Consider the following 21,249-nt stretch of genomic DNA (forward strand, 5'->3'; position numbering starts at 1 on the left):
CTCCATTCCTCGTCCGAAACATCTGTCGGGTATGGCTTGCGTTCTATCATCCCGCCAGGTTACCAGGTCTGACAGAAAGTGCCTAACACGCTCTAATTCGCAGCTAATTCGGCGAGAGCCCTTCGCCTTCAAAAATGGCGCATTTGCTTTCAACAAGCTTCCTGACGATTTCGCCATTTTCATGCCATGCAGGCGTTGGTGCCATCGATCTAGCATAAGCGCAGATTCAATCCCTCCCTCCACCCGCATTTTCTCTGGCCCGTTTCAATGTGGATCGTCAACGTAGCGCTTAAGCGGCCATACACGTTCATCGTGATGGCAATTCTGATCGTGCTGGCGACGCCCTTCGTGCTGTTCACCATGCCCGTCGACGTGCTGCCGGATATCAACATTCCGGTCGTCAGCATCATCTGGACGTATACGGGGCTGTCGGCCGAAGACATGGCCACCCGCATCACGTCGGTCAACGAGCGCAGTCTGACCACGACGGTCAACGACATCGAACATATCGAATCGCAATCGCTTCCCGGCATCGCGATCCTGAAGGTGTTTCTGCAGCCGAACGCGAACATCCAGACGGCGATCGCGCAGACGGTCGCCATCGAGCAGGCGCAATTGAAGCAGATGCCGCCGGGCGCCACCGCGCCGCTGGTCATCAGCTACTCGGCTTCCAGTATTCCAGTCATCCAGCTCGGCCTGTCGAGTCCGAAGCTCTCGGAGCAGGATCTCAACGACACCGCGCTGAACTTCCTGCGACCGCAACTCGTGACGATTCCGGGCGCGGCCGTGCCGTATCCGTATGGCGGCAAATCGCGGCTGATCTCGGTCGACCTCGACACGCGCGCGCTGCTGGCCAAGGGCCTGACACCTGCCGACGTGGTCAACGCGTTCAACGCGCAAAACCTGATTCTGCCCGCGGGCACGGCCAAGATCGGGCCGAAGGAATACACGATCGAAATGAACGGGTCGCCGCCGACATTGGAAGGCCTCAACGACATTCCGGTGCGCACCGTCAACGGCGCGACGACCTATCTGCGTGAAGTCGCGCATGTGCGCGACGGCTTCTCGCCGCAGACCAACATCGTGCGGCAGAACGGTCATCGCGGCGTGCTGATGTCGGTGCTGAAGAACGGCAACGCGTCGACGCTGTCGATCGTCGATACGTTGAAAGGCATTTTGCCGGCCGCGCGCGCCGCGCTGCCGCCGGATCTGCAGATCACCGCGCTGTTCGACCAGTCGGTATTCGTGAAGGCGGCGGTGCAGGGTGTGGTGCGCGAAGCGCTGGTCGCCGCCGCGCTGACCGCCGCGATGATCCTGCTGTTCCTTGGCAACTGGCGCAGCACCTGCATCATCGCGATCTCGATTCCGCTGTCCATTCTGTCGTCGCTGATCGTGCTGCACGCGCTCGGGCAGACCATCAACATCATGACGTTGGGCGGCCTCGCGCTCGCGGTCGGCATCTTGGTGGACGACGCGACTGTGACGATCGAGAACATCGAGCGGCACCTGCACCTGGGCACGAATCTGCACGATGCGATTCTCGACGGCGCCGGCGAAATCGCAGTGCCGGCGCTCGTCTCGACACTGTGTATCTGTATCGTGTTCGTGCCGATGTTCTTCCTGACCGGCGTCGCGCGCTATCTATTCGTGCCGCTCGCGGAAGCGGTGGTGTTCGCGATGCTCGCCTCGTACATCCTGTCCCGTACGCTCGTGCCGACGCTCGCGATGCTGCTGATGGGCCACGCGCACAAGCCGAAGGCGGGCACGAAGCCGAATCTGTTCATGCGTCTGTATCACCGCTTCGACGCAGGCTTCGAGCGGATGCGCGCGACTTACATCATGATCCTGAGCAGCCTGCTCGTGCGTCGCAAGATGTTCGGCGCGCTGTTCCTCGGTTTCTGCGTGCTGTCGATGGGTCTGTTCTTTGCACTCGGCGAAGACTTCTTTCCGAGCGTCGACGCGGGCGACATCCGTCTGCACATGCGCGCGCCGACCGGCACGCGTATCGAAGAAACCGCGCGGCTGGCCGACGAGGTCGAGAAGGTGATCCGCGAAGTCGTGCCGCCCAAGGAGTTGGGCACGATTCTCGACAACCTCGGGCTGCCGTATAGCGGCATCAACCTGTCGTATAGCAATGCGGGCACGATGGGCACGCTCGACGGCGAGATCCAGATTGCGTTGAACGAAGGCCACAAGCCGTCGCAGATCTACATGGACAAGCTGCGCGCGATCCTGCCGCAGCGTTTCCCGGGCGTCGAGTTCTTCTTTCAGCCGGCCGATATCGTCACGCAGATCCTGAACTTCGGCCTGCCTGCCGCGGTGGACGTGCAGATTTCGGGCGCGAATCAGCAGGGCAACCTCGACGTCGCGCGCAAGCTGCTGAAGCAGGTGCGACTGATTCCCGGCACCGTCGACACGCATATCCAGCAGAAGCTCGACGAACCGGTGATCGATCTGCACATGGACCGCACCCGCCTGCAACAACTGAACCTGACCGCGAACGACGTCGCGCAGAACGTGCTCGTTTCGCTGTCGGGCAGCTCGCAGACGTCGCCGGGCTTCTGGGTCAACAACAGGAACGGCGTGGAATACAAGGTGGCGGTGCAAACGCCGCAGTACCAGGTATCTTCGATCGACGAACTGTTGCGCACCCCGGTCTCGGCCACGATGAACGGGCCGACGCAACTGCTCGGCAACCTCGTGCAGATCTCGCCGAAGAGCCAGTTCGCGGAAGTCACGCATTACAACATCCGTCCGGTGATCGATCTGTATGTGAGCGTTGAAAAGCGCGATCTCGGCAGCGTGGCGAATCAGGTCGACAAGATCGTCGACGAGGTGCGCGGCTCGCTGCCACGCGGCAGCACGATCACGGTGCGCGGCCAGGTACAGACGATGCGCAGTTCGTTCTTTGGGCTCGGCATCGGCGTCGCGATGGCGATCGTGCTCGTGTATCTGCTGATCGTCGTGAACTTCCAGTCGTGGGTCGATCCGCTGATCATCGTCAGCGCGTTGCCGGCGGCGCTCGCGGGGATCATGTGGATGCTGTTCCTGACCGGCACCCATCTGAGCGTGCCGGCGCTGACCGGCGCGATCATGACGATGGGCGTCGCGACCGCGAACAGTATTCTGATGGTCGCGTTCGCGCGCCAGCGGCTGTCGGCCGGCGCGCCGCCGCTCACGGCCGCGCTCGAAGCCGGTGCGAGCCGGATTCGTCCGGTGCTGATGACCGCGTTCGCGATGATCATCGGCATGATTCCGATGGCGCTCGGTCTCGGCGAGGGCGCCGAGCAGAATGCGCCGCTTGGCCGCGCGGTGATCGGCGGGTTGCTGTTCGCGACCGTATCGACGCTGTTTTTCGTGCCGCTCGTGTTTGCGGGAATTCATTCGTGGCTCGCGCGCCGTCATAAGAACGGCGGCGACGACGACAACGGCGGTGGCGACGCTGGCGGCAACGGCGGTGGCAGTGGCAGTGGCGGCCATAGTGACACCCCCGCACCGGAACCCAGCAGTGCGGCGACGCCCGCGTAAAAGTTAAACGATGGTTGACTGAGATGACCGAAAAAACTCATGCATCGCTAGCGATCCCCGCGCGGGAAACCGAAGAAGGAGAGCACCGGCTGCCGCCGCGCCATCGCGAATGGAAGCGCGCGAAGATCGCCGTCGTGATCGTGCTCGTGCTGCTCGTGGCAGGCACACTCCGCACCGTGATCGCGAACGTGCTGCAAAACCGCGAAGTCGCGGCGATCGCGCAGCAGAATGCCACGCAGTACGTGAACGTCGTCACGCCGACCCAGACCGAGGGCGGCGGCGACACGCTGCTGCCGGGCACGCTGCGCGGCTATGTCGAGTCGCCGATCTATGCACGCGCGACCGGCTATCTGCTGCACTGGTACGCCGACATCGGCACCCACGTGAAGCAGGGGCAACTGCTCGCCGAGCTCGATACGCCGGAAATCGACCAGGAACTCGCGCAGGCTCTGGCACAGCGTCAGCAGATCAATTCGAGCCTCGCGCTCGCGAAGAGCTCGCTGGACCGTTGGCAGCAGTTGCGCCAGCGTGATGCGGTGTCGCAGCAGGAACTCGATGAACGGCAAAGCACCTACACGCAGGATCTCGCGAATCTCGCGGCCGCCGATGCGAACGTCAAGCGTCTGCAGCAGCTCGAATCGTTCAAGCGGATCGTCGCGCCGTTTACCGGCGTGGTCACGCAGCGCAACGTCGACGTCGGCGATCTGATCGACGCGGGCAGCGGCACGAGCCGTGCGTTGTTCGCGCTTGCCCAATCGGACCCGTTGCGCGTCTATGTGCAGTTGCCGCAGGCCTACGCGCAGAACGTCGCGGTCGGGCAGAAGGTCGCGGTCACGCAGGCCGAGCTGCCGGGCCAGCAGTTCAACGGCAAGATCACGCATATTTCTGGCGCGATCGACGTACCCACGCGCTCGTTGCAGATCGAAGTGACGCTGCCGAATCCCGACGACAAGCTGCGCCCCGGCGCGTACGTGCAGGTCGCGGTGCCGGCCGCCGCGCATGCGCGTCTCACGGTGCCCGGCAACGCGCTGCTGTTTCGCGCGGAGGGTCCGCGCCTCGCGGTCGTCGATGCAAAGGGCAACGTGAGCCTGCGCAAGGTCGTGATCGCGGTGGACCTCGGACAGCAGCTCGAAATCGAAAGCGGTATCTCGCCGAGCGATCGCATCATCGTCAACCCGAGCGATTCGATTGCCGATGGCGATCACGTGCAGGTGCAGCCGCTGCAGAAGAACGGCAAGGGGGCGTCGTGACGTTCGCGGCTTCACGCCAGGCGCGTACGCGTGGCGCTGTCTTCACCGCGCTGAGCGCGTGCGCCGGCGCGGCGCTGCTCGCCGCGTGCACGGTCGGCCCGGACTATCAGCGGCCGCAGGCCGAGGTGCCGCCCGAATGGCACACCGATTCGTTCTGGCGCGTCGCCGCGCCGTCGCATGCGCCGATCGCGCCGGACTGGTGGACGGGCTTTGCCGACCCGACGCTCGCGACGCTCGAAACCCAGGCACTCGCGCAGAACCAGACGCTCGCCGCGGCGAGCGCGCACTACGAGCAGGCGAAGGCGACGCTCGCGAACATCAGCGCGCAGCGCGTGCCGGAAGTCGATTTCAACGCACAGGCCTCGCGCTTCCGTATTTCGCACGACCGGCCGCTGACGAACTACGCGACGCCGACCGAATCGACGGTGCAGAACAGCATCCAGCTCGGGCCGACGATCAGCTACGACACCGATCTGTTCGGCCGCATCCGTCGTCAGGTCGAGGGCGCGCAGGCGTCGGCCGAACAGTCGGCGGACGATCTCGCGAACGCGCGCCTCGTGCTGACGACCGACCTCGCCACCGACTACTTCTCGCTGCGTGAGCTCGACAACGAGATCGACGTGCTGAACCAGTCGGTGAAGCTGCAGCAGAAAGCGCTCGACTACGTGAACACCGAGCACGATCTCGGCTCGGTATCGGGCCTCGACGTGCTGCAGCAGAAATCGCAGCTCGATTCGACGCGCGTGCAGGCGCAACTGCTGCTCAATCAGCGCGCGCAGTTCGAGCATGCGATCGCCGCGCTGGTCGGCGTGCCGGCACCGCAGTTCGCGATCGAGCCGAAGGTGCTCGACATCAAGGCGCCGACCGTACCGCTCGGCGTGCCGAGCGACGTGCTGCAAAGGCGTCCCGACGTCGCCTCGGCGGAACGTGCGATGGCGGCGGCCAACGCGCAGATCGGCGTGGCCAGGGCGGCGTTCTTCCCGAGCCTCACGCTGACGCCCGGCATCGGCTGGGAGAGCACCGAGTTCGCCAATCTGCTGAGCGCGCCGACGCTGATGTGGACGCTCGGCGCGACGGTCGGTCAAGTGATCTTCGACGGCGGCCGGCGCGCGGCCAACGTCCAGTACGCGAGCGCGGGCTACAAGGCGACCGAGGCGAATTATCGGCAGACCGTGCTGAGCGCGTTCCAGCAGGTACAGGACGGCATCACAGGACTGTCGGTGCTCGACGGCGCGGCGAAGCAGTCGCGCGAGGCGGTCGAGGACGCGCAGCGGCTGCTGTCGCTCGCGAACGATCGCTATTCGGGCGGCCTCGTCGCGTATCTGAACGTGATCGACGCGCAGGAGTCGCTGCTGACGAGCGAGCGCACGGACGTGCAGATTCACGGCCAGCAGTTGGCGCTGTCGGTGGCGCTCGTGAAGGCGCTCGGCGGCGGCTGGGAGGGCGCCGCGCAAGGTGGCGCAATGGCCGGGAACGAGGCTACCCCTACGAACGCGACAGCGAACGTCGCCAGTGCTACGGCATCGCCGCAGCAAGCGCCAGCCGGCGGCGCGCAGCAGAAGGAGATGCCGGCTCCTGCACACTGAATCGCCCCGGCAGAGCTTCCATGCCGAGGGAGTGGGATCGGCGCGAGGCATCAGGGGCGTTTCGTATAATGGACAGTTGACCGCCAAACGTGGCATGGGGACGCGGATGAAATTGCTGATCGTTGAAGACGAGCACAAGGTGGTGGACTACCTGCGCTCCGGTTTGACAGAGCAGGGCTGGGTCGTCGATGTCGCGCTCGACGGCGAGGAAGGCATGCATCTGGCCACCGAATTCGATTACGACGTGATCGTCCTCGACGTGATGCTGCCTAAGCGCGACGGCTTCAGCGTGCTGAAGGCGCTACGCATGCGCAAGTCGACGCCGGTCATCATGCTGACCGCGCGCGATCACGTGAACGACCGCGTGCGCGGCCTGCGCGAAGGCGCGGACGACTACCTGACCAAACCGTTCTCGTTCCTCGAACTGGTCGAGCGTCTGCATGCGCTCGCGCGCCGCACGCGTTCGCAGGAGTCCACGTTGATTTCCGTCGGCGATCTGTTCGTCGATCTGATCGGCCGCCGCGCGACGCGCGACGGCGTACGCCTCGACCTGACCGCCAAAGAGTTTCAACTGCTCAGCGTGCTCGCGCGCCGTCAGGGCGACATTCTGTCGAAGACCGCGATCACCGAACTCGTGTGGGACGTCAACTTCGACAGCCACACGAACGTCGTCGAAACCGCGATCAAGCGGCTGCGCGCGAAGCTCGACGGCCCGTTCCCGTCGAAGCTGCTGCACACGGTGCGCGGCATGGGCTACGTGCTCGAAGTGCGCGACGAGGCCGAGACATCATGAACCGTTCGATTGCCCGCCGTCTCGCGTCGATGTTCGCGCTGGTCGCGCTGTTCGTGTTTACGCTCGTCGGCACGGGGCTCTTTCTGGTGCTGCGCACGCAGCTCGAACATCATCTGCGCGAGTCGCTCGACGATCGCACGCAAATCGCACGCATCATCGTCTATCACGCGGTGACGCCCGAAAAATGGCGGATGTGCCGCGAAAAACTCACCGACATGACGCCGCACGACGGCAGCACCGTGTACTCGGTGACGAGCGCGGACCCGAGCTATCACTTCGGCACGCCGGTGCAGGGCACCGTCACGAAGAGCTGGCCGGGCGGCTATGCGCGCATCGCGCCGGCGGGCGGCGGCCCCGACATGCTGACTTCGACGGTGACCTTGCCCGCCAACGCCGCGCGGCCGCCGGTGCAGTTGCAGGTCGCGTCGAGCTATTCACCGAACCTGCGCACGATGCGGGTGTTCGGCTCGGCGCTCGCGGCGCTGTCCGCGCTCGGCAGTCTCGCGGTGCTGCTGCTCAGCTACTCGGTCACGCGCATCGGTCTCGCACCGCTCACGCGTCTGACGCGCGACGCATCGGCGGTCAGCCCGAACAACCGCTCGCAGCGGCTCAATACGGCGTCGCTGCCGCTCGAACTGAACGACCTCGCGAACTCGTTCAACGGCGCGCTCGAACGGCTCGACGGCGCCTACGGCCGGCTCGAATCGTTCAACGCGGACGTCGCGCATGAACTGCGCACGCCGGTCACGATCCTGATCGGCCAGACCGAGGTCGCGCTGACCCGCAACCGTTCGGTCGACGATCTGCGCCACACGCTGCAATCGAATCTCGAAGAATTCGAGCGGATGCGCACGATCATCAACGACATGCTGTTCCTCGCGCGCGCCGATCAGGGCGAACGCGCGACGGGGCTCGTCGAGGTGTCGCTCGCGGCGGAACTCGCGCATACGCTCGAGTTTCTGGAGATTCCGCTCGAAGAGGCGCACGTGCATGCGCAGTTGCACGGCGATGCGTTCGCGCGCGTGAACCGGTCGCTATTCGGCCGCGCGTGCACGAACCTGCTGATGAACGCGATCCAGCATTGCGAGCCGGGCGCGTCGATCAGCGTGACGATCGCGCGCGGGAAAGGACCGATGCGCGACCAGGTGCGCGTCGCCGTGGCAAATCCTGGCGAGCCGATCGCGCCGGACGTGCTCGAACATCTGTTCGATCGTTTCTATCGCGCGGAAGTCTCGCGCACCAATAGCCGCGAAAACCACGGGCTCGGGCTCGCGATCGTGAAGGCGATCGCGGAGATGCATCGCGGCACCGTGTCCGCGCACAGCGCCAACGGCGTCAACACGTTCTCGTTTTCGGTGGCGGCGTCGGCGCTGTCCACGTCAGGCGACGTGCCGGCCATGCGTGCGAACGCGACCGGCGTCGCCGGCGACAGCGCCTATTCGTCGCTCGCGAAAGGCAAGTCGGCCTGAGCCGGCAGGCGCGGCTTCAGCGCCTGTTCGCTGGCCGACGTCAACGTGCTGATGCGCACGCCCAATAGCCGCAGCTTGCGGTTCAACTCCACGCGTCGCAAACATTCGGTCGCCGCGCGGCGGATTTCGCTCGCGTCGGCGGTCGGTTCGTCGAGCGTCAGGTCGCGCGTGACGGTGCGGAAATCGTCGTAACGCAGCTTGATGCCGATCGTGCGGCCCACGTAGCCCTTGCGCACGAGATCGTCGGCGACACGCACGCACAGCCCCGTAAACGCGCTCGATAACGCCGGTCGATCGTGGCGCGGATGCAGATCGCGCTCGAACGTGGTCTCGCGGCTGATCGACTTCGGCTCCGATTCGACCACCAAGGGCCGCTCGTCGTGACCCTGCGCGACCTGCATCAGCCAGGCGGAATAGCTGCGCCCGAAGTTGTCCTGCAACAACCCGGCGTCGGCGGCGGCCAGATCGCCGACCGTCGCGAGGCCGAGTGTGGTCAGCTTCTGCGCGGCCTTCGGGCCGATGCCGTTGACCTTGCGCACCGGCAGCGGCCACACGCGCAGCGGTATATCGGCCGGCGTGAGGATCGTCAGGCCGTCAGGCTTGTCGAGTTCGGAGCCGATCTTCGCGAGCAGCTTGTTCGGCGCGACGCAGATCGAACACGTGAGACCGGTGGCCTGATGAACGGCGTCCTTGATGCGCCGGCCGATGTCGGCCGGTTCGCCCGGCAGGTCGGTCAGGTCGATATAGATCTCGTCGATGCCGCGATCCTCGATGCGGTCCGTGAACGTCCTGACGGCGGCCTTGAAAAGACGCGAGTAGTGGCGGTATGAATCGAAGTCGGTCGGCAGCAGGATCGCGTCGGGCGCGAGCGCGGCGGCCTTCATCATGCCCATCGCCGAAAATACGCCGAGCGCGCGCGCCTCGTAGGTCGAGGTGGTCACGACGCCGCGGCCCGCGTAATCGCGCAGCTTCGCGAAGCGCCTGCTGCCGTCTTCGAGCACCTGCGGTGCGCTGTTGCGCCCGCCGCCGATCACCACCGCGCGCCCGCGCAACTCCGGATAGCGCAGCAGTTCGACGGACGCGTAAAACGCGTCCATGTCGAGGTGCGCGATGCGGCGGGTTGGCGAATTCATGGGAGTTGAAGCGGGCGATGGCAATGAACGAAAGCGGTGACGGCGCGCGTCGCGACGCCGCCAGCCCGTAATGGTACCTTGCCGCGCTCGCCGCCGGTCAGGGCCGGCGCGGCCGGCCGCACGCGTGTCGTTCGACACGTTGTTGAAAAAGCGGGTTCAGAAACTATGCTTTCGCCGTACGCACCTGCGTCCCACGAATTGGGGGTGGAAGTCGTGGCGGAGGGAATCGAGCGCGACGAGCAGGTCGAGTATCTGCTGCGCCGAGGCGTTCAGTACGGACAGGGCTGGCTGTTCGCGAAGGCCATGCGCTGCGAGGAACTGGTCGCATGGCTGGAGGCGCGCCGCGCGTCGCACGCGCCGGCGCAGCCCGCAATCCAGTAGTTCGGCGCCCGGCCGTGCCGGGCGTGATGCGCTTACTGCTTGACGCCTTCGGCCTGGATATGCAGCGTGGTCTTCATGTTGAAGCCGTACGCCTTGCCGAAGTCGATGCCGAAATCGTCGCGATTGAACGTCGCGACCGATTCGGTGCCGCACACTTCGCGCTTCAGCATCGGGTGCTGGATGCACTTGAACGATTCGATCTTCAGGTTGACCGGTTTCGTGACGCCGTGCAGCGTCAGCGTGCCGATCACTTCGACCGGCTTGTCGCCGTCGAAGCGGATCTGCGTGCCCTTGTAGGTCGCGGTCGGGAACTTCGCGGTGTCGAAGAACTTGTCGCCGACCAGTTCCTCGTTGAGCTTGTCGTTGCCGATGCCGACCGAGGTCAGGTCGATCGTCGCCTCGACCGTGCCGGTCTTCGCCGCGCGATCGAGCACGACGGTGCCGCTGCTTTTCTGGAACTTGCCGCGCCAGATCGACAGCCCGCCGAAGTGGTCGGTCTCGAAGCTCGGCGACGTGTGCGTCGGATCGAGCAGGTAGGTTTCGGTGGCGGCCATCGCGTTGAACGAGCATGCAGCGGCGAGCGCGCCGGCGGCGAGCAGGAAGGATTGCTTCAAGTTGGACTCCAGAGGTCGAAGGGTAAGGCGGTGCTGCGGCGTGGTGGGTTATTTCTTCGCCGCGACCAGATGAAATTTGATGACGACTTCGTCGCCGACCACCGACGTGTCTTTCCATTCGCCGGTGCCGACGTCGAACTGCGTGCGCTTGATCGGCAGCGAGCCGTCGAAAGTTTGCGTGGCACCCTGGCTCGCGATCACGACCGGCACGACGACCGTTTGCGATTTGCCTTTGATCGTCAGCTTGCCGGTCACCTTGTACTGGTTGCCGCCAGCCGGCGCGATCGAACTCGACACGAAGGTCGCGCTCGGGAAGGCGCCGCTGTCGAACCATTCCTTGCCTTGCGCCTGCTGGTTGTAGTCGTCGGCGCCGAGGTCGTAGCTCGCGGTGTCGATCGACACGTTCGCGCTGCCCGCGGCAGGCTTCGCCGGATCGAAATTCAGTTGCGCGGAGAACTTCCTGAACTTGCCGTCGACGGGCACGTTCATCTGTTTGGTCGTGGCGATGACGCTGCTTTTCGCGAGGTCGACGTCGGCGTGCGCGAGGTTCGCGCCGAGCAGCGCAAGCACCGCGAAAGAAGCGAGCGTCGCGCGATGAGCGGAGAGATAAAAGGGTGTCTTCATGATGGTACGCATCCTATCCGAGCTTCGCGGCCTGATTGCACACCGCGAGGAATTTGATTGCCAACCAGTCGTAACCAATCGACAGGAGTTATGGCTTTCTTCAAGCTGTCGTATCGTTATGCGCGGGTCTTCAGAAACGGCATCATGCGCGCGAGCAATCCGTCGCGATCGACGAACTGATGCTTGAGCGCCGCAAGCACGTGCATGATCACGAGCGCGAGCAGCGTGTAGTTGAGCAGCACGTGCACCGTGCGCAGCGCGGCCTTCAGCGCCTGATCGGGACCGATGATCGTCGGCAGCGGCACGATGCCCAGATACACGACCTGAATGCCGGCCGCCGAGCTGTAGAAGTAGCCGGACAGCGGAATCGCGAGCATCAGCAGATACAGCAGGCCGTGCACCAGATGCGCGGCGGCCTTCTGCCACGCGGGCGTCGCGGCATCGAGCGCGGGCGCGCGATGCGTCGCGCGCCACAGCACCCGCAGCAGCGCCAGCGCGAACACGGTCACGCCGATCCATTTGTGCCACGAGAAGTACTTGAGCTTCGTCGGCGTGAAGCCGGGGATATCGGTCATGATCCAGCCGATGTAGAAGCCGCAGATCATCAGCGCGGCGACCAGCCAGTGCAGCGCGATCGCCGCGCCGTGGTAGCGCGTGGGAGCGCAAGCGTGTGTTTGCATCGTGTTCTATCCGTTGCTCGCGAGAAGCCGCGTGAGAATGCGGATAGTAGGGATGCCCATTCAAACTGAATAGGCGGGTGGGCGGGAACAGATCGTTGTTGCGGTGATGTTAATCGTGTCGAGAGGTATGCGCGCTGAAAGGTGCGCGCATGAAGGCATGCACACTGCTATGGAGCGCTCGCCGTGGTACCGCTGTGGTAATTTGTTGCCCCGAACAACAAGGTTGCGCGCTTTGCGCAGCCACCGACATAACCCATTATCCGGGCGTCAAGCCGTGAATTCCATTTTTCTTTCCTGGAGTATTGCCGCGTTCGCCACGGCCGGCGTGATCATGCGGCCGTTCAAATGGCCCGAAGCCGTGTGGGCCGTCGCCGGCGCGGTGCTGCTCGTCGCCCTCGGCCTGTTGCCCTTGCATCTCGCGGTCGAAGCGATCGGCAAGGGCACCGACGTCTATCTGTTCCTGTTCGGCATGATGCTGCTATCCGAAGTCGGCCGCCGCGAGGGGCTGTTCGACTGGGTCGCGGTGCTCGCTGTCAATCATGCGCGCAGTTCGCCGCGCAAGCTGTTCGTGCTCGTGTATCTGTTCGGCGTGGTGATCACCGCGTTTCTTTCCAACGACGCCACCGCCGTCGTGCTGACGCCCGCTGTGTTCGCGGCGGCGAAGAAAGCGAAGACACCGCCGCTGCCGCTGCTGTTCGTCTGCGCGTTCGTCGCCAATGCGGCGAGCTTCGTGCTGCCGATTTCGAATCCGGCCAACATCGTGCTGTACGGCAATCACACGCCGCCGCTGGGACCGTGGATGCTGCGCTTCACGCTGCCGTCGGTGCTGTCGATTGCCGCGACCTTCGTGATGCTGCGCTGGACGCAACGCGAGGCGCTCGCTGGCGTCTGCGAGGCAAATCTCGATGCGGTCGAGCTGTCGGCGAGCGGGCGCGTCGCGCTCGCGGGCATCGCGGTGACGGCCGGCGCGCTGCTGACGGTCTCCGCCTACGACATCCAGCTCGGCCTGCCGACCGCGATCCTCGGCACGCTGACCGCGCTCGTCGTGCTGATCAAGGAGCGCAGATCGCCGCTGCCGATGATGCGCGAAATTTCGTGGAACGTGTTGCCGCTCGTCGCCGGGCTGTTTGTGCTGGTCGAGATGCTCGATCACACCGGTGTGATCAACATGTTCGCGGGTGCGTTGCGCCGCGCGACCGAACACAACGAAATGGAAGCGGCCGGGTGGGCCGGCGCGAGCGTCGCGTTCCTCAGCAATCTGATCAACAACCTGCCGGCCGGCTTGATCGCGAGTTCGACCGTGATGCAGGCGCATAGCCCCGAGCGCGTGATCGACGCGCTGTTGATCGGCGTCGACCTCGGGCCGAACCTGTCGATCACCGGCTCGCTCGCGACGATCCTGTGGCTCAACGCGATTCGCCGCGAAGGCGAAGACGTCAGCTTCATGAAGTTTCTGAAAGTCGGCGCGCTGGTGATGGTGCCCGCGCTCGTGCTGGCGCTTGGGGCGCGGATATTAACTGGCTGAACGGATGCCGGACCCGCCCGCCATCAGCGGGCTTGTGCAGGAACCGACGCGCGTCGCGCCGGCGAGCTGGTCCAGGCGCGCGCCGACCGAGCGCAGCCTTGCTTCGAGGTGGGCGACGCGCTGGCGTTGCGCGGGCACCATCGACGAACGGCTCAACGCATGCAGCCGACGATGCCAGTACGACAACGGAAAACGGTCGCGCCCAGAAAGTGCGTTGAAAACGACTTCGAGGTGGGCGATTTCCTTGTCGATATCTTGGTAGCTCATCACAAAGGTCCAGGAAAGAAGGTGGGATAAGGGGCGCGCGAACCTGACAGGGGTCGCAAGGTCCGTTCCATCCCGCCTATATGTAGTCAATATCAGCCGTGCCGGCGCAGAGCGCCACATCGGGCGCGCGCCTGGCGCGGTGCGCGATGGTAAGAAGCGGCAAGCTCCATGCAAGCTTTACGCGGCGCTCCACCTTTCAACGGGACAACGGGAATTCACCAGGCGTGCCCGCGAGGCGCGTGTCCTATGCTGAGTCAACGGCGCGGGCCGGTCTCGGGGCGATCGAAACCGCCCGCGCGACGGCCCGGCGCGCGCTTTCAACGCGGCGCGATCACGAGCGGTTGCGCATAGCTGACCGTCGGCGCGGGCACCACCGCATAGTTGAGCGCGGGCGGCGCCGCGACGATGGTCGCGGCCGCCACAGGCACGGCGACGGGCGGTGCCGATACGTACACGGGATTGACCGGCACCGGGTAGTAGACCGGCCGCGGCGGCGGCGCGTAGACCACGGCGGCGGGCAGATACACGACGACTCTCGCGTAGGCAGCGGAAGAACAGGCGAGACCGATGGCGGTGAAAGTCGAGGCGCAGGCGAGACGGATAGTCATTTGGGACTCCTGATACGTGAATGCCGACGAACGGCAGACGGAACGATACGCAGCAGGCCCCCAAAACGAAACCGCGAACTCATTTCATTCGATGTCAAGCTGCAGCGGCACCCGGCGCCGTGACATGATTCGACATGATTCTCGAATTGCGATCGCGCGGCGTCTGACAAACAATTCGGCCAGTCATCGAAACGGCTCGCGGCACCCAGGCAGGCGACGGTCGATGTTCCAACCGAAGGAGTCAGTCATGAAGAAGTTGCTCGCCACCGTGCTGCTGTGCTGCGCGTCCACCGTCGCGTTCGCTCAGGCCGCCGCGCCGCAAGGTATCAGCCAGCAGCGGATGGAGCGCGTGGAGCAGCAGTTGCAAACGCGTTTTTCAAGCGCGAACACCACCCACGACGGCAAGCTGACCCGCGACCAGGCAGCGGCCGGCATGCCGCTGCTCGCGCGTCATTTCGACGAGATCGACACGCAGAAGGCCGGCTACATCACGCTCCCGCAGATCGAGGCATTCATGCAGGAACGCGGGGCCGCACACTGAGCGGCTCGGTTATCGAGGAGCTTTCGGATGGAACGCCCCGCCAGGATCATCGTGCTCGACGACGAAGCCGAATTGCGCAACATGCTGCTGCGCTTTCTGCGCGGTCATGGCTTCGACGTGCGCGCGGCCGAGGACGGCAAGCGCCTGAATCGCTACCTGGAGCGCGAGCCGTTTGACCTGCTGATACTCGATCTGATGATCGGCGAAGAGGACGGCCTCGAGATCTGCGCGAAGCTGCGCGCTCAAGGGCAAACCTTGCCGATCCTGATGTTGACGGCGAAGGGAGATCCGCTCGATCGCGTGACCGGCCTCGAAACCGGCGCCGACGACTACCTCGCGAAACCATTTCTGCCGCGCGAACTGGTGGCGCGAATCAATGCGTTGCTGCGCCGCCAGAAGATGGCCGCGGGCGACGTCACCCTGACGTCGCAGCGCGTGCGTTTCGGCGACTTCACGCTCGACATCGGCAAGCAGGAGTTGTCGCGCGCGGGCGAGCCGCTCGAGATTCATTCCGCGCAGATGCTGCTGCTGGTCGCGCTCGCGTCGTCGCCGAATCGTGCGGTGAGCCGCGACAACCTGCTCGCGCGTGCGCGAGGGCGCGACCATGACGCGCTCGATCGCAGCATCGACGTACAGGTGCTGCGGCTGAGGCAGATCGTCGAGGACGATCCGTCGAAGCCGCGTTTCATTCGCACCGTCTGGGGCGTCGGCTATATGCTCGTCGCCGATGTCGAATCATGATGCGCTCACTGTCGCGCGCACTGCTGCCGCGCACGCTGCTCGCGCGCAATATCGCGCTGTTGATCGCGCTCGTGATGCTGAGCCAGATCTGCTCGATCGTCGTGCTGCTGCATTACGTGCAGCGGCCACGCGTCGAACGCGCGGCGGCCGTGTTCGCGACCTACGTGACGACGCTCGACAACCTGCTCGCGGCCACTCCGCCCGCCTCGCGCGCGGCGCTGACCGCGCGTCTCGACGCGCGCGAGCAGTTGCCGCCCGAAGCGACCGACACACCGCCGCACGATTTGTTGCGGCTGTACAGCACCTATCAGCGCGGCGTTTTCATCGACAGCCTGCAGAAGCATCTGCCCGCCGATATGCCCGTGCGATGGCAGACCGAGGGCGCGCAGCGGCTGTGGATTCGCATGCATGCGCCGGCTGCCGGGTCCGACCACGAGGCCGGTTCGTTGGCCAGCGCGCCATACTGGATTGCGCTGCCGGTTCCCGAGGACGCGCAGGGCAGCGGCCTCGAAGCGGCGATCTTCCTGTCGTTGGGTCTCGGCGTGCTCGCCGCGCTCGCCGGCTACGCGATCCAGCTGCACCTGAACGAACCGTTGCACGAGCTCACGCAAGCGGCGCGGCGCGTCAGCGCCGGCGACCTGCCCGCGCCGCTGCCGACCGACGGCCCCGCCGAAATCGCCGCGGTGGGCAGCGCTTTCAATCAGATGACGCGCGCGTTACAGGACGCCGAAGCGACGCGCGCGTTGATGCTCGCGGGGATCTCGCACGACATCCGCACGCCGTTGACGAAGCTGCGCCTGTCGATGGCGATGGCGATGCCGCAGGGGGCCGACAGCAGTTTCGTCATCGCCGCAGAATCGTATCTCGATCAGATCGAGACGATTCTGCAGCAGTTCATGGATTACGCGGGCAGCGGCGAGCGCGAGGAAGCGCAGCCCGGCGATCTGAATGCGCTGATCGAACGGCTCGCGGGCGACTTCGCGGGGCTCGGGCACGAGTTCGACCTGTCGCTGGGCAGCTTGCCGGCCGTTCGATATCGGCCGATCAGCATGATGCGGCTGCTGATGAATCTGATGCAGAACGCGATCGTCTACGGCGGCAGCGGGCTTGCGGTGCGCACGTGGGCGACGCAGGACGCGGTCACGGTTGCGGTCGGCGATCGCGGTAAAGGTTTGACGGCGGAGGAGTTGGAGAAGCTGAAGGCGCCGTTCCAGCGCGGCCGCAATGCGCGTGCGCATAGCGGCGGCACGGGGCTGGGGCTGTCGATCGTCGATCGGATCGCGCGGCTGCACGGCGGCGGCCTGCAGTTTCATCCGCGCGACGGCGGCGGCCTCGAAGTGTGGGTCGTATTGCCGGTCGAGGCGGCATGATGAGATGAGGACGGGGCGTTCTTGCCGCTCACTCGCGATCGAGCCACGCGTCGAGCCCGACCCGAAACGCGACGCCTGCGATGACCGGCACCGTCAGCATCAGGATGATGCCGAAGTTCGGGATCTCGTCGCCGTACATGATCGGGTTGTACAGCACGACGCCCGACACGATCGTGAACATCACGACGCCAATGGCGACCATCAGGAGATTGCGCACGGACATGGACAGCGTCTTGCGCTTCGGCTTGTCCGTCGTGTCGTGAGCGCCGGGTGCTTCGTCGTGTTGGGCAGGCATGATGGTTCTCGTGGCAAAAAATGCGGCATCGGAAGCGGGTGCGGCGGGCACCGCGCCCGGCATCATACCCGCACCCGCGCGGCTGATGCAGATCGGGGCCGCGCCGTTGCGGTACTCATCCTTACCAACAATATATGCCATTCCAGGCCGCGATTTCAGGCGTCGGCAGTCGACCCCGCCGGAGGCGCCGAATCCGCGCGAGACGCCGATGCAAGCGCGCAACCGCTCAGGCCGAGCTCGTCGAGAATCGCGCTCATCAAGCCCGTGCGGCGCCATTGCAGCCACCTGATGTAGCACGTCTGCGACGGCGGAAACGTGCCGGGCAGCCGATGCCATTTCTCGTTGCGCGTGACGACCCACAGAATCGCGTCCAGGATTTCGCGCGGAGGACGCGCGGGCCGGCCCAGACGTTTCTTCGGGTCCTGCTTGAACAGATGACTGATGCGCGCCCAGGCGTCATCGGAAAGAGGAAGATCTAGCATGCGCGAACACCTGACTGACCGGTTTATGTCGATCTTACGGTTTGGGCGGTTCCTTCTAATTCCGGATTTACGCGGGGTTTGGCCCGCTGAACCGCGGATTGCTTCGCGTCCGATGATGCTAGGGCCTGTTCACGCTAATAACGGGCTTGCGCTGGCCGCCAGAAGGGCCGAGCGCAAGGATTGCGACGCAACGAATACTCGACGTATTCGCAAGGAGCATGACGCGGCGATCGGCCCTTCTGGCGGCCAGCCCCTTGAAGGTTTTTTTAATACAGGGGAACGTGCCTTTGCGCCCGTATTGCGGCGTCGGTCGTCGCTTGTTTGGCTCGGCCAAACGGCGCTCCTCTCTCCTTGCACTACGCGCGCAAAGGCACGTTCGCAAGCCCGTTATTAGCGTGAACAGGCCCTAGCGTTGCTTTCCTGACCTTCATCTGCGACGCGCCGGGGATTACCGCGACCACGTTGAAGGAGCTGACGCTGATCTCTTCGGCCCTAGGACGCCGCTTCGGTGTGGTCGAGCCATTGCGCGAACTCGCGTCGCAACTGCGCGATATCGAGCGGCTTGCCGAGTAGCCGTGCACCCGGAATCGCCGCCCCGATCTCCGCGCTGCGACCGTAGCCCGACACCAGCAGCACGCGTATCTCCGGCTGCACTCGCCGCACCGCGCGCGCGAGTTCGTGGCCGGACATGCCGGGCAGCGTGAGGTCGGTCAACAGCACGTCGTAGCGTTGCGTGTTCGCGAGCGGCAACGCTGCTTCCGCGCTCGCGACCGCGGTGCAGGCGAGGCCTAACGCGCCGAGCAGTTCGCCGAGCGCCTCGCGCGATTCGGTGTCGTCCTCGACGAACAGCACGCGCGCGGCTTCGTGGGCCGCACGCGGCTGGATCGGCTTGTGCGGCTTTTTCTTCGGCTCTTTGTTCGACGCTTTCCGCGGGCCCTTCGCAGTGGCGCACGTGTTGGCGCTTTCGTACGCGGCGGGCGGCACGCATGCGGCGATCCGCGCTTCGCGCATCCCGGCCGCGTGGTCCGCGCGCGCGGCGCCCGCGCATAGAACGTTACGCACCAGACGGGCAAGATCGTCGCGCCGGTACGGCTTCGACAGCAGCGTGATACCGGCGTCGAGCTTGCCGTGGTGGACGATTTCGTCGCGCGTATAGCCCGACGTGAACAGCGTAGGCAGCGGCGGCGTGCGCGCGGCCGCGCGTTGCGCGAGCTCGACGCTCTTCAGCTTGCCGGGTATCACGACGTCGGTGAACAGCAGATCGATCGGCACGTCGCTGTCGATGAATTCGAGCGCCGCGTCGCCGTTCGACGCGGTCAGCACCTTGTAGCCGAGCTGCGCGAGCATTTCGACCGCGGTCAGCCGCACGTCGGCATCGTCCTCGACGACGAGTATCGTTTCGCCGCCCCCGACCGATGCCGCGGTGCCATCGACGGTCTCCGGCGTCTCCGCCTCGCAGCAGCGCGGAAAGAACAGCGACACCGTGGTGCCGTGTCCCACTTCGCTTTCTATCGACACATGCCCGCCGCTTTGCCGCGCGAAGCCGAACACCATGGACAGGCCAAGGCCGGTGCCGTGGCCGTCGGGTTTGGTCGTGAAGAACGGCTCGAACACGCGTTGCAGCACTTCAGGCGGCATGCCCGAGCCGGTGTCGGCAACCGAGAACTCGACGTATTCTCCGGGCGACAACTCCGGCTTGCCGCGGCAGAACGCGGCGTCGAGCGTGCGGTTGGTCGCGCGCACGGTCAGTACGCCGTCGGCGCGCATCGCGTCGCGCGCATTGATCGCGAGATTGAGCAGCGCGTTTTCGAGCTGGTTGCGGTCGACCTGCACGTTCCACAGATCGTCGCTGAGCACCGTGTCGATCCGCACCGTTTCGCCGAGCGCGCGATGCAGCATCTCGCTCATGCCGGTCAGCAGGCGGCGCGGATTCAGCACGGTCGGCGACAGCGGCTGACGCCGCGCGAACGCGAGCAGATGCGCGGCGAGCTTCGCGCCGCGTTTGACGGCATCGGTCGCGGCGGATAAACGCCGCTGCGTGACCGGGTCGTCGTCGGCGTCGGCCGCGAGCATCTGCAGATTGCCGTTGATCACCTGCAGTACGTTGTTGAAGTCGTGCGCGACGCCGCCCGTCAGGCTGCCGATCGCTTCCATCTTCTGCGCCTGGCGCAGCTGTTCCTCGGCGAGCGCGCGCGCCGCGATCGAATCGGCGACGCGCTGCTCGAGCGTTTCGGTCAACTGAAGAAGCTGCTGTTCGGCGATCTTGCGATCGTGAATGTCGATCAGCACGCCCGGAAAGCGCGTCGGTTCGCCGTGTTCATCGAACTGGCAGCGGCCGTTCGCCTGTACCCACATATAGCCGCCGTCAGGCCGCCGGATTCGGTACTCGGCGCGAAACGGCTCGCCGCTGCGGATCGCTTCGGCGGTCAGGCGGTCGTTGAGCGCCTGGTCGTCGGGGTGGATCATCTGCGTCACGGCATCGCGCGCGACGCCCTTCGACGCTTTGTCGCGCGCAAACAGGAAGGTCCGCGCGAAGCGTTCGTCGCCCGTGACCTCGCCGGTGCGCACGTCGAGCACCCAGGTGCCGAGCACCGCGCCGGTGTTCAGAGCGAGCTGCAGGCGTTCGTTGGTCTCGTGCAATTCGGTTTCGGCTTGCTGGCGCCGGCGCTCGGTCAGCACGCGCCCGGTGGTCTCGACGACCATCGCGAGCACGCCGGCCGGCGCGCCGCTGTCGCCCGCGACCGGGCTGTAGTACAGATCCATCCACACGTCTTCCGGCTTGCCGTCGCGCAGCAGCATGAGCGCCTTGTCGCGATACGACAGCGTGCCGCCCGCGAGGCAGGTGACCATCACGTGATGGTTGAAATCGGCGACTTCGGGCCAGCCGTCTTCGACCGGACGGCCGAGCAGATACGGATGCCGCCCGCCCGCGAAGACCGCATAGGCGTCGTTGTAGATCATGTAGCCGGGCTCGCCCCACAACAGCACGAGCGGCACCGGCGAGGCGAGCATCATCTGGACCGTCGAGGTCAGACTGCGCTGCCAGTTTTCGATCGCGCCGAGGGTGGTGGCGCGCCAGTCGAATTCGCTGATGCGTCGCGCCATCTCGCCGCGCCAGCCAGCGCAGCCGCAGTCTTGTGCCGGAAAAGGCATGCAGCGCTCCACGTGAAATCACGTCGAAAATGATTGGCTCTTGACCGAAGCTTGGAGGGTTCGCGCGCGTTGCGCAGCCTCGCGAACCCCAAATATTGTAGGGCACAACGCCTTATCGTTGATGCATCGCAGACGCTATTCGGGGTTTTGCCGGGTAAGCACTCAGAAGAAGCGCCCGCATTTCCGGCGTGGCTCGATACCTTCGCGTA

At 65.2% G+C, this 21,249-nt stretch carries 19 protein-coding genes; 10 read left to right on the plus strand and 9 right to left on the minus strand.

What is annotated here, in order from left to right; genetic code table 11:
* Positions 1-267 precede the first annotated feature (267 nt).
* The 5 genes from HDG33_RS27250 to HDG33_RS27270 all read left to right on the plus strand — a co-directional run bounded on the left by HDG33_RS27250 (position 268) and on the right by HDG33_RS27270 (position 8,626).
* The gene (locus HDG33_RS27250) at positions 268-3,528 is read left to right on the plus strand and encodes an efflux RND transporter permease subunit (RefSeq protein WP_184036350.1); all 3,261 of its coding nucleotides are present in this window, start codon (positions 268-270) and stop codon (positions 3,526-3,528) included.
* 23 nt (positions 3,529-3,551) lie between these two features.
* Positions 3,552-4,778, plus strand: a complete 1,227-nt coding sequence (locus HDG33_RS27255; protein ID WP_184036352.1) for an efflux RND transporter periplasmic adaptor subunit — start codon at positions 3,552-3,554, stop codon at positions 4,776-4,778.
* A 50-nt stretch (positions 4,779-4,828) separates the two neighbouring features.
* On the plus strand, positions 4,829-6,364 hold the full coding sequence (locus tag HDG33_RS27260) for an efflux transporter outer membrane subunit (RefSeq protein WP_184036714.1): 1,536 nt from the start codon (positions 4,829-4,831) through the stop codon (positions 6,362-6,364).
* A gap of 106 nt (positions 6,365-6,470) precedes the next feature.
* Entirely contained in the window at positions 6,471-7,157 is a 687-nt protein-coding gene (locus tag HDG33_RS27265; RefSeq protein WP_184036354.1) for a heavy metal response regulator transcription factor, read from the plus strand.
* Entirely contained in the window at positions 7,154-8,626 is a 1,473-nt protein-coding gene (locus HDG33_RS27270; RefSeq protein WP_184036356.1) for a heavy metal sensor histidine kinase, read from the plus strand. Before HDG33_RS27265 ends, HDG33_RS27270 begins: the two co-directional genes overlap by 4 nt.
* On the opposite strand, the gene dinB is transcribed toward HDG33_RS27270, so the two are convergent.
* Positions 8,593-9,759, minus strand: coding sequence for a DNA polymerase IV (gene dinB, locus HDG33_RS27275; RefSeq protein WP_184036368.1), 1,167 nt, complete (start codon positions 9,757-9,759; stop codon positions 8,593-8,595). The genes HDG33_RS27270 and dinB overlap by 34 nt on opposite strands.
* A gap of 36 nt (positions 9,760-9,795) precedes the next feature.
* Here dinB and HDG33_RS37600 point away from each other — a divergent pair, with 36 nt between their 5' ends.
* On the plus strand, positions 9,796-10,140 hold the full coding sequence (locus tag HDG33_RS37600; RefSeq protein WP_311548385.1) for an EAL domain-containing protein: 345 nt from the start codon (positions 9,796-9,798) through the stop codon (positions 10,138-10,140).
* 32 nt (positions 10,141-10,172) lie between these two features.
* Here HDG33_RS37600 and HDG33_RS27285 read toward each other — a convergent pair whose 3' ends face one another.
* The 3 genes from HDG33_RS27285 to HDG33_RS27295 form a co-directional block, all read right to left on the minus strand.
* On the minus strand, positions 10,173-10,754 hold the full coding sequence (locus HDG33_RS27285) for a YceI family protein (protein WP_184036371.1): 582 nt from the start codon (positions 10,752-10,754) through the stop codon (positions 10,173-10,175).
* 48 nt (positions 10,755-10,802) lie between these two features.
* The gene (locus HDG33_RS27290; RefSeq protein ID WP_184036374.1) at positions 10,803-11,378 is read right to left on the minus strand and encodes a YceI family protein; all 576 of its coding nucleotides are present in this window, start codon (positions 11,376-11,378) and stop codon (positions 10,803-10,805) included.
* Positions 11,379-11,494: 116 nt separating this feature from the next.
* Positions 11,495-12,058, minus strand: a complete 564-nt coding sequence (locus HDG33_RS27295; protein ID WP_184036377.1) for a cytochrome b — start codon at positions 12,056-12,058, stop codon at positions 11,495-11,497.
* 274 nt (positions 12,059-12,332) lie between these two features.
* On the opposite strand from HDG33_RS27295, the gene HDG33_RS27300 reads away from it, so the two are divergent.
* Positions 12,333-13,583: an arsenic transporter gene (locus tag HDG33_RS27300; RefSeq protein ID WP_184036380.1), complete on the plus strand. Its 1,251-nt coding sequence runs from the start codon at positions 12,333-12,335 to the stop codon at positions 13,581-13,583.
* Here the strand turns inward: HDG33_RS27300 and HDG33_RS27305 are convergent.
* Both HDG33_RS27305 and HDG33_RS27310 read right to left on the minus strand, forming a co-directional pair.
* Positions 13,572-13,850: a hypothetical protein gene (locus tag HDG33_RS27305; RefSeq protein ID WP_184036383.1), complete on the minus strand. Its 279-nt coding sequence runs from the start codon at positions 13,848-13,850 to the stop codon at positions 13,572-13,574. The genes HDG33_RS27300 and HDG33_RS27305 overlap by 12 nt on opposite strands.
* Before the next feature lie 317 nt (positions 13,851-14,167).
* Complete coding sequence (locus HDG33_RS27310; protein ID WP_184036386.1) at positions 14,168-14,458, minus strand: hypothetical protein; 291 nt, start codon at positions 14,456-14,458, stop codon at positions 14,168-14,170.
* Between the two features lie 247 nt (positions 14,459-14,705).
* On the opposite strand from HDG33_RS27310, the gene HDG33_RS27315 reads away from it, so the two are divergent.
* The 3 genes from HDG33_RS27315 to HDG33_RS27325 are packed head-to-tail and all read left to right on the plus strand — an operon-like array spanning position 14,706 to position 17,110.
* On the plus strand, positions 14,706-14,999 hold the full coding sequence (locus HDG33_RS27315) for an EF-hand domain-containing protein (protein ID WP_184036388.1): 294 nt from the start codon (positions 14,706-14,708) through the stop codon (positions 14,997-14,999).
* Between the two features lie 27 nt (positions 15,000-15,026).
* On the plus strand, positions 15,027-15,740 hold the full coding sequence (locus HDG33_RS27320; protein ID WP_184036391.1) for a response regulator: 714 nt from the start codon (positions 15,027-15,029) through the stop codon (positions 15,738-15,740).
* The gene (locus HDG33_RS27325) at positions 15,737-17,110 is read left to right on the plus strand and encodes an ATP-binding protein (protein ID WP_184036394.1); all 1,374 of its coding nucleotides are present in this window, start codon (positions 15,737-15,739) and stop codon (positions 17,108-17,110) included. The genes HDG33_RS27320 and HDG33_RS27325 overlap by 4 nt, the downstream gene beginning before the upstream one ends.
* 28 nt (positions 17,111-17,138) lie before the next feature.
* On the opposite strand, the gene HDG33_RS27330 is transcribed toward HDG33_RS27325, so the two are convergent.
* The 3 genes from HDG33_RS27330 to HDG33_RS27340 all read right to left on the minus strand — a co-directional run bounded on the left by HDG33_RS27330 (position 17,139) and on the right by HDG33_RS27340 (position 21,040).
* Positions 17,139-17,405: a hypothetical protein gene (locus HDG33_RS27330; RefSeq protein WP_184036397.1), complete on the minus strand. Its 267-nt coding sequence runs from the start codon at positions 17,403-17,405 to the stop codon at positions 17,139-17,141.
* 155 nt (positions 17,406-17,560) lie between these two features.
* Positions 17,561-17,887, minus strand: coding sequence for a transposase (locus HDG33_RS27335; RefSeq protein WP_090806367.1), 327 nt, complete (start codon positions 17,885-17,887; stop codon positions 17,561-17,563).
* Positions 17,888-18,379: 492 nt separating this feature from the next.
* Positions 18,380-21,040 carry a response regulator gene (locus tag HDG33_RS27340; protein ID WP_184036400.1) on the minus strand — a complete coding sequence of 887 codons (2,661 nt, stop codon included), beginning with the start codon at positions 21,038-21,040 and terminating at the stop codon, positions 18,380-18,382.
* Positions 21,041-21,249 lie beyond the last annotated feature (209 nt).

Source organism: Paraburkholderia sp. Cpub6 (assembly GCF_014201065.1).
Lineage (GTDB): Bacteria > Pseudomonadota > Gammaproteobacteria > Burkholderiales > Burkholderiaceae > Paraburkholderia > Paraburkholderia tuberum.